The sequence below is a fragment of the Cupriavidus consociatus genome, assembly GCF_017814975.1.
GTDB lineage: Bacteria > Pseudomonadota > Gammaproteobacteria > Burkholderiales > Burkholderiaceae > Cupriavidus > Cupriavidus consociatus.
On the sequence record NZ_JAGIQA010000155.1, the window covers coordinates 1 to 683 of the forward strand.

Here is a 683-nt window from a genome sequence, read left to right on the forward strand (position 1 = left end):
GCCGGAAGCTGGAATTCGGTGATGTCCGTCAGCCATTTCTGATTCGGCGCCTGCGAATGGAAATCCCTGGCAATCAGATTCTCGGGGGCAGTGCCAATCTCCCCGCTGTAGGAGCTGTACCGGCGACGTGGCCGGTGGACGGCAAGCTGTTCTTCAGCCATCAATCTGCGCACGATTTTCTCGGAGATCCGTATATCGCGCTGACACAGCATCGCGTGGAGACGACGGTACCCATAGCAGCGATGATTGCTGTCAAAGATCTCGACCATGGCGCTACGTACATCGGCGTATTTGTCGCGCAGACCCAATCCTGTCTTGTGATAGAAATAGCTACTGCGCGCAAGCCCGACGACGCGGAGAAGTTCAGCCAACGAATACGTAGCTTTCAAGGCATCAACCACCTGTGTCTTCTCCCTGTTTGTCAGGGGCAGGGAGTTGATGCCTTGGTCTTTTTTTATTAGATCGCCCGCCCGCGCCAGAATATCGCGCTCAAGTTGCAGCTGGCGTACCTGCTGTTCGAGCTGTGCGATTCTTTCCAACTGCGCCGCATGCTCCTCTTCAGGCGAGACCAATTTACGTTTGCGCATAGATCGATATGCCTCGTCTCCGAGCAGTTGATCTTTCCACTTGTACAGCATCGGTCTGCTTACTCCAACCTTTTTCGCTACATCCTGCGCGGAGCC

The 683-nt window shown here is 54.9% G+C and carries 1 protein-coding gene; it reads right to left on the reverse strand.

The features are described 5' to 3' along the window. Positions 1–683 (reverse strand): IS3 family transposase (locus J8I82_RS37875; protein WP_209765762.1); only part of this gene is annotated, 683 nt, incomplete at both ends.